This is a genomic window from Oscillatoria sp. CS-180, from assembly GCF_028330965.1.
GTDB lineage: Bacteria > Cyanobacteriota > Cyanobacteriia > Phormidesmidales > Phormidesmidaceae > Halomicronema.
Genome location: NZ_JAQMUB010000010.1, coordinates 1 through 8,529, shown reverse-complemented (window position 1 = coordinate 8,529; position 8,529 = coordinate 1). Strand labels below are relative to the sequence as shown.

Annotated in this window: 3 protein-coding genes; 2 read left to right on the top strand and 1 reads right to left on the bottom strand. The window is 51.4% G+C overall.

The genetic code is table 11. The annotated features are described in order from the left end of the window. Positions 1-120: 120 nt before the first annotated feature. A complete protein-coding gene (locus PN498_RS01480; RefSeq protein WP_272060900.1) occupies positions 121-2,895 on the bottom strand; it encodes a bifunctional acetate--CoA ligase family protein/GNAT family N-acetyltransferase in 2,775 nt (924 codons plus the stop codon). A 570-nt stretch (positions 2,896-3,465) separates the two neighbouring features. Here PN498_RS01480 and adhE point away from each other — a divergent pair. Then, entirely contained in the window at positions 3,466-6,111 is a 2,646-nt protein-coding gene (adhE, locus tag PN498_RS01475) for a bifunctional acetaldehyde-CoA/alcohol dehydrogenase (RefSeq protein ID WP_272060899.1), read from the top strand. Between the two features lie 56 nt (positions 6,112-6,167). Further along, positions 6,168-8,444: a formate C-acetyltransferase gene (gene pflB, locus PN498_RS01470; RefSeq protein WP_272060898.1), complete on the top strand. Its 2,277-nt coding sequence runs from the start codon at positions 6,168-6,170 to the stop codon at positions 8,442-8,444. The last annotated feature ends 85 nt before the right edge of the window (positions 8,445-8,529 follow it).

Below are 8,529 nucleotides of genomic sequence, written 5' to 3'. Positions count from 1 at the left end.
GTGTGGGGACGTCAGGTCCCCACATCGGGGGTTGGTTAGGCGAACCCCGAAAGATTGGCAAAATTGGAGGATGCAAGGGGCCATGAGTAGGTCCTGACATCCCTCAAAGGTGCATCTGTGTTACGGGCAATCAACCTGAAACTCAGCTTTTACAAGACCATCGCCAATAGGAGATAGCTTAAAGCCAACTTTTTGGCAGACATGCTGCATGGCTCTGTTCTCCAGCAAAATCTCGGCAGTAATCCGCTCAATGTTTTCCTGACGGGCAATCTGAACCAGTCGTTTCAGAAGTTCGGTCCCAATCCCTAAGCGCTGGAAAGGATCCGCCACCAGCATGGCAAACTCTGCGGTGCCGGTTCCCTGTAGCTTGCTCAGACGGCCTATTCCCAAAACGGAGTGCAGTCCCGTTTCAGGATCTTTATGGTCAACGACTAAAGCGATGACGCGATCGTAATCAGTAAAGCAGATTCGCGTCAGCCGCTCGTGGGCTGTTCGCTGGCTCAGCTTCATCAGGTGAAAGTATCGCAAGTAGACGCTCTGCTCAGATAGGAGTTGGTGAAACTGAACAACCAACGGCTCGTCTTCTGGGCAAATAGGGCGAATGTTGACCCGTCGATTATCTTCTAGCGTCCATTCAGCAACATATTGGCTGGGATAGGGACGGATCGCGGGTTTCGGAATCTGGTTCAGATCAGTATCTGAATCATGAAGAACAACTCGGGCATCAAGAGCTTGTAACGTTTGAGTCCTACGGGTATCGGCAGGAGAAGCCAATAGAGGATTGATGTCAATTTCCTTAATCTGGGGATGTTCGATTACCAATTGGCTAAAGCGCACCAAAACACGCTCTAGCTGATCCAGATCAACTGCGGCACGACCGCGAATACCCTGTAGCGCCGTATGAATCTGCGTCCGCTCAATTAGCCGGCGGGCCAGAGTTGTTGTCAGTGGAGGTAACGCTACAGCGCTATCTCGCATGATTTCGACCATCTGTCCTCCGGCACCAAACAGCAGAACAGGACCGAATTGGGGATCGAGGCTACTGCCCAAAATCAGCTCGTAGCTTTCGTCTCGGTTAATCATGGGCTGAACGGTTACCCCATCAAAACAATCTGCTCCTGCTTTGACGGCCACCGCAGTGGCGATCGCGTCATAGGCCTGGCGGACCGCTGCGGCATTGTTCAGGTTCAACCTAACGCCGCCCACGTCAGTTTTATGGGTGACCGTCTCCGACAGCAGCTTTAAGACAACCGGATAGCCGATCTGCTCTGCACAGGCGATCGCTGCCTCAGGACTGGTTGCTTTCAAGGTTTGAACAACGGGTAAATCATAAGCGGCTAATAGCTGTTTCGATTCTTGCTCCGTTAGAAGCGTCCGTCCTTGTGCTTGAATGACCTCCAATAGGCGCGTGACTTGGGCCGGACCCGCCCCCTCGCTATTCCAATCGGTAGCGAGCATGGGAGTTTCGTATAGAGCTTTGAGATTGTAGCTGTAGCGCCACATGAAGTTGAATAGTCCTGCTGCCGCATCTGGATACGGATAGGTCGGAATGCTGGCTTGATTCAGAATGGCCTCCCCGGTCATCACCTCAGCCCCTCCCATCCAGCTGGCTAGAACCGGTTTATCAATATTTTGAGCATAGGCTTTGAGCTGTTCAGCAGTGCGCGTTGGGTCCGTCATGGCTTGGGGCGTCAGAATAACGAGCAGACCGTCTCCGTGGGGATCTTGGGCTGCGACGTCAAAGGCTTTGGTGTAACGATCCGGGTCCGCATCTCCCAAGATATCGATGGGATTTCCGTGGCTCCAGTGAGTTGGCAGGATTTGATCGAGGGCGTGAACTGTTTCGTCGCTGAGGGTCGCCAGTTGTCCACCGGTGCTAATGAGAGCGTCTGTTGTGAGAACGCCGGGGCCTCCTGCGTTGGTGATGATTGTCAGCCTGGGTCCCTTAGGCAAGCAATTTTGCTTAGCAAGAACTTCAGCAACGTCGAATAGCTCCGCAATGGTATCGACTCGAAGCACTCCACAGCGTTGAAAGGCTGCATCCAATACAGCATCGCTGCCTGCCAGAGAACCCGTATGGGAGGCGGCGGCTTTTGCGGCAGCTTCGGTCCGTCCAGCTTTGATAACGATGATGGGTTTGGTTAGCGCGACTTCTCGTGCAGCGGACAGAAATGATCGCGCATCGCCGATCGCTTCCATATAAATCACGATGCTGTGGGTGTAGGGATCATCCCCCAAGTAATCAATTAGGTCGCCCCAGTTCACGTCCAGCATGGAACCAATGGAGATGAAAGCGCTGAAACCTACGTTTTCCCGAATGCTCCAGTCCAGCACCGCAGTACAGATTGCTCCGCTCTGACTGATGAAGGCGACGTTTCCAGGTTGTGCCATGGTGCCGGCAAAGGTGGCGTTTAGCCCCGTCCGGGGACTCATCACGCCGAGGCAGTTGGGGCCAATGAGCCGCAGTTGACTCTGGCGCAACTGATCCAAAATGTCCTGCTCTAGGGCAATACCTGGTTCGCCAATTTCTTTGAATCCGGCAGAAATAACGATCGCACCCTTAACGCCTGCTTCAATGCATTCACGAATGATCCCCGGTACCGTTGGCGCAGGTGTGGCGATTACGGCTAGCTCTATCGGTTCTGGAACAGCCGTTACAGAGGGATAAGCTTTGATGCCCAAAACACTACTGCGCTTGGGATTAATGGGAAATACGGTGCCGCCAAAAGGGTGACTGATGAGATTCCACAATAATGTGCGACCTACACTGCCGGGGCGATCGCTAGCGCCAACAACAGCGACCGTTTTGGGTTTGAAAATAGCTTTCAGAGGTTGATGCTCGGAGCGGAGAATATCGTAAGCCGGATCAGGAATCAGTGGTTGTGACTTAGTCATATTTGAGACGGTTGAGACAATAGTGTCCGTAAAAGTCAACAAGCGACTGTCTTAAAAAATCTTAGTGAAAATAGGCTGTCAAACATCTCAAATCTAAACGACTAATCTGGTGGCTAAAACTAAAACAAACCTAAATTCTTTCGTCACAGATTCATTACAAATTCATTATTTCAAACCCGTGCATAGATAAAACTAAAAGTATCTTAATTACTTTATGATTGTTCTTTCAAGCCTAAAGCTCTCGTCACCTTAGTTAGAGCAAATTGAACGAGAAAATACCGAGAAAAATCAGAAATTATTACTATTTAGTCTGATAAATGTCAGGACAAAGGCATCATTTTTTTTTGTGAACTTGACTCCATATTCTCTGAGTTTGTTTTTAGACTGAGGGCAAGGATGATTGAGCATATGTACTCACCAGTCATCCTCTCTGCTTAGTCTCTTAGCTTCTGCAAGAGACGCTCGATCTTTGTCAATGACTTCTCCCACAAGGTTTTGAAGTCATCTCTTGGATTTGGGTCTGAGTTGAGACAGCCATCTTAACCTGTCGTTACAGAAAGGAGTTAGCCTATGGCCGTTACGACTATTCAAGCCCTAGAAGAACTGATTCAACGTGTAAAGTCTGCTCAGGAAAAATACGCTCACTTCAGTCAGGAAAAAGTTGATCAAATCTTCAAAAAAGCAGCGATCGCTGCGAATGCTGCTCGTATTCCCTTAGCCAAAATGGCGGTAGAAGAAACTGGAATGGGAGTCATAGAAGACAAAGTTATCAAAAATCACTTTGCCTCTGAGATTATTTACAACAAATACAAACAGGAAAAAACCTGCGGCGTCATCGAAGAAGACAAATCCTTCGGTATTCAGCGTATTGCCGAACCTGTGGGTATTTTGGCAGGCATTGTGCCTACGACTAATCCGACATCGACGGCTGTCTTTAAAGCACTCATTGCGCTTAAAACTCGCAACGCAATTATTTTTTCGCCCCACCCTAGGGCAAAACGCTGCACCATTCAAGCCGCTCAAGTTGTTCTGGAGGCAGCTGTTGCAGCAGGTGCGCCGCCGGACATCATTGGTTGGATTGACGAGCCGTCGGTGCCCTTGTCTCAAGCCCTGATGCAGCACCCAGACGTCAGCTTGATTTTGGCAACGGGTGGACCTTCGATGGTGAAGGCAGCGTATTCTTCAGGACACCCCTCTCTCGGGGTGGGTGCTGGCAATACTCCTGCGCTGATCGACGCGACAGCAGATATTAAAGTTGCTGTTTCTTCCATTCTTCTTAGCAAAACCTTCGACAACGGCATGATCTGTGCCAGCGAACAGTCTGTAATTGTGCTGGACGAGGTCTATGAGGCGGTCCGTCAGGAGTTCATAGCCCGGGGTGCTCATTTCTTAGAAGGGAGCGATCGCACTGCCCTAGCTGACAAAATTCTTGTTAATGGTCGTCTCAATCCTGAGATTGTTGGACAGCCAGTGGTTCGGCTAGCAGAAATTGCGGGTATTACGATTCCCAACGATGCCCGAGTTCTGATCGGCGAAGTCGATGACATTGGTCATGAAGAGCCGTTCGCTCACGAAAAGCTTTCTCCCGTCTTGGCCATGTATCGGGCCGTAGACTTTGAAGATGCGGTGAATAAGGCCAAGCAACTGGTTCGCTTTGGCGGGCGAGGACATACCGCCGTGCTGTATACCAATCCGGCGAACATTGACCACATTCGCAACTTTGAAGACAGCATTGAAACGGCCCGAGTGTTAATCAACACGCCATCGTCTCAAGGCGCGATCGGTGATTTGTACAACTTCCGCCTCGATCCCTCTCTGACGTTGGGGTGTGGCAGCTGGGGCGGCAACTCCATTAGTGAAAATGTTGAACCTTACCACCTGCTAAACATCAAAACCGTGGCTGAACGGCGGGAAAATATGCTCTGGTTCCGCGTTCCGCCCAAAATCTATTTCAAGTACGGCTCACTGCCTGTAGCAATTCAGGAATTGGCGGGCAAACGTCGGGCCTTCATCGTGACGGACAAGCCCTTGTACGACATGGGCATGACGGCCAGCTTAGAGGCCGCACTGAAGCAAGTCGGGTTAGCTTACGACATCTTCTATGATGTTGAACCGGATCCCTCTCTGGATACCGTGCAGCGAGGACTGGCACTGATGAATTCCTTCAATCCCGACGTGATTATTGCGTTGGGCGGTGGTTCACCAATGGATGCTGCCAAAGTCATGTGGCTGATGTATGAGCATCCAGACATTGAATTTGAAGGACTTGCCATGCGATTCATGGATATTCGTAAGCGAGTCTATGAGCTGCCACCGTTAGGAGAAAAAGCCATGATGGTGGCCATTCCTACCACCTCTGGCACCGGGTCAGAAGTCACACCTTTTGCAGTCGTGACCGATCACCGTGTCGGCATCAAATATCCCCTAGCGGACTATGCGCTAACGCCAACGATGGCGATCGCTGATCCGGCTCTAGTGCTCAATCTGCCGAAACGCCTGACGGCCTATGGCGGCGTCGACGCCCTGACCCATGCCCTGGAAGCTTACGTCTCGGTAATGGCCTCTGATTTCACCAATGGCCTGGCGCTTGAAGCCATTCAATTACTGTTCGACTATCTGCCCAGAGCCTATCACAAGGGTGCCCAGGATCCAGAGGCGAGAGAGCGGGTGCACTATGCAGCGGCGATCGCGGGCATGGCTTTTGCCAACAGCTTCCTTGGGATCTGTCACTCAATGGCCCATCAACTGGGCGGCACCTTCCATATTCCTCACGGCTTAGCCAATGCGCTGATGATTTCCCACGTCATTCGCTACAACGCCACTGACGCCCCCTTCAAACAAGCCACCTTCTCCCAATACAAATATCCCGAAGCGAAGCGACGCTACGCCTATGTCGCCGACGCATTGGGACTAACGGGCACAAGCGAAGAGGAGAAAGTCAATGCTCTCATCGCAGCGGTCGAAAACTTGAAGCAGCAGCTTGATATTCCTACGTCAATTCGTGACACGCTGTCGGCTAGCGAAGATGACTTTTTCACCAAGCTGGACATCGTCGCAGACCAGGCCTTCGACGATCAGTGTACGGTCGCGAATCCCCGCTATCCCCTGATCAGTGATTTGAAGCAGCTGCTGGTAGACGCTTACCTGGGCACATCGCCGCTAGCCGTTCAGGCAAAAACTGCTCCAAACGAATCCGAGCTTCAACCTGCTGGATAGCCCTGCTCGTTCCTAAAACTACCCGCCCACCTGTCCATTCATTACGAGGTCATTCTATGGTTTCCACTCCAATTCGCAACACAGATGCTCCTGCAGTCACCGTCAATCAAGAAGCTTGGCAGGGGTTTCAGCCAGGCGCTTGGATTCACGAGATTAACGTCCGTAATTTCATTCAGAAGAACTACACCCTCTATACGGGAGACCAAGATTTCCTAGCGGGTCCGACTGAACGGACAGAAGCCCTGTGGGACAAAGTTAGCGATTTGATGCGGCAGGAGCGGGAGAAAGGCATTTTAGATGTCGATACCCGAGTGCCCTCCAGCATTACGGCCCATGCTCCTGGCTATATCGATGATTCTCTAGAACAGATAGTCGGTTTACAAACCGATCAGCCTTTAAAGCGGGCCATCATGCCCAACGGTGGAGTCCGGGTTGTTCGTAAATCTCTGGAAGCCTATGGCTATGAGATGGATGCTGGCACCAACGAAATCTTTACCCAATATCGTAAAACCCATAACGATGGTGTGTTTGATGCCTACACTCAAGAGATGCGGTTGGCCCGGCACTCCGGCATCATCACGGGGCTGCCAGACGCCTATGGTCGCGGTCGCATTATTGGTGACTATCGGCGCGTAGCCCTCTATGGCATTGATCGCTTAGTTGCCGACAAGCAAGATCAGCTCAATTCCTTAGAAGTTGAGGCCATCACCGAACCCATCATTCAGCAGCGGGAAGAAATCAGTGAGCAGATTCGCGCACTCGCTGAACTGAAGGCAATGGCTAGCCGCTATGGATTCGACATCAGTCGTCCAGCAATGACTGCGAAGGAAGCCGTTCAGTGGACCTATTTCGGTTACCTAGGGGCAGTGAAAGAGCAGAATGGCGCAGCCATGTCTCTGGGACGCATTTCAACGTTCTTAGACGTCTATATTGAGCGAGATTTGGCCAACGGTACGCTCAATGAAACCGACGCTCAAGAACTCATGGATCACTTAGTCATGAAGCTGCGGATGGTGCGATTCTTACGCCACCCAGACTATAATCAGCTGTTCTCGGGCGATCCGGTGTGGGTGACGGAGTGCATCGGTGGCATGGGAGAAAATGGACAGCCCTTAGTGACCAAAAATAGCTTCAGGGTGCTGCAAACGCTCTACAACTTAGGACCTGCACCAGAGCCTAACTTAACTGTGCTGTGGTCTGAGCAACTGCCGCTTCACTTCAAGCGCTTCTGTGCCCAAACCTCTATTGACACAAGCTCGATTCAGTATGAAAACGATGACTTGATGCGTCCCCTCTATGGTGACGACTATGGTATTGCCTGTTGCGTGTCAGCCATGCGAATTGGCAAGCAGATGCAGTTCTTTGGAGCCAGGGTCAATCTAGCCAAGGCATTACTGTACGCCATCAACGGCGGTAAGGATGAGAAAACAGGCAAGCAAGTCGGTCCGGTCAGTGAACCTATCACGGCAGACGTTTTGGTCTACGACGAGGTTGTTGAGAAATTAACTCGAATGCTCTCGTGGCTGGCGAGGACCTACGTCAACACGCTGAATGTCATTCACTACATGCATGACAAATACTGTTATGAGCGGATTGAAATGGCGCTGCACGATCGCGATGTCTATCGCACGATGGCCTGTGGTATTGCCGGACTGTCTGTCGTGGGCGATGCGCTCTCAGCCATCAAACATACTCAGGTTAAGGTAATTCGCAATGCTGAAGGACTCGCCGTCGATTACGAAATCGAGGGTGACTATCCTAAGTTCGGCAACAACGACGATCGCGTTGATAGCATTGCGGCTGGTCTGGTGGAGCAGTTCATGAATTTAATTCGGGAACGCCCAACCTATCGTAATGCCGAACCCACTCAGTCCATTCTGACGATCACGTCCAATGTGGTCTACGGCAAGAAAACGGGCAGTACTCCTGATGGTCGTAAAGCGGGTGAACCCTTTGCACCGGGGGCTAATCCGATGCATGGTCGGGATACGAAAGGGGCGATCGCAGCCTGTGCCTCAGTTGCCAAGCTCCCCTATGAGCACGCGCAGGACGGCATTTCCTACACGTTTTCAATTGTGCCTGGAGCCTTGGGCAAAACCGAAGAAGCCCAAGTTCATAACCTGGTGGCAGTGCTGGATGCCTACTTCCATGAAACAGGCCATCACATCAATGTCAATGCTCTCAACCGTGAGACGCTGCTGGATGCGATGGATCATCCAGAGAAGTATCCTCAACTGACCATTCGGGTGTCGGGATATGCCGTGAACTTCATCAAGCTCACCCGTGAGCAACAGCTCGACGTGGTTAACCGCACTTTCCACGCACGGATTTGACTCACACCTGCTGAGGCACCGTCTCGCGGTGCCTCTTTCCTCACTTGATACAGACGACGCATCCGAGGCAAAAGCGGTTCATTGC

Bases quoted from the DNA above. Each gene is read 5' to 3' on its own strand.
- adhE (WP_272060899.1), top strand. From the start codon at position 3,466: ATGGCCGTTACGACTATTCAAGCCCTAGAAGAACTGATTCAACGTGTA.
- PN498_RS01480 (WP_272060900.1), bottom strand. From the start codon at position 2,895: ATGACTAAGTCACAACCACTGATTCCTGATCCGGCTTACGATATTCTC.
- pflB (WP_272060898.1), top strand. From the start codon at position 6,168: ATGGTTTCCACTCCAATTCGCAACACAGATGCTCCTGCAGTCACCGTC.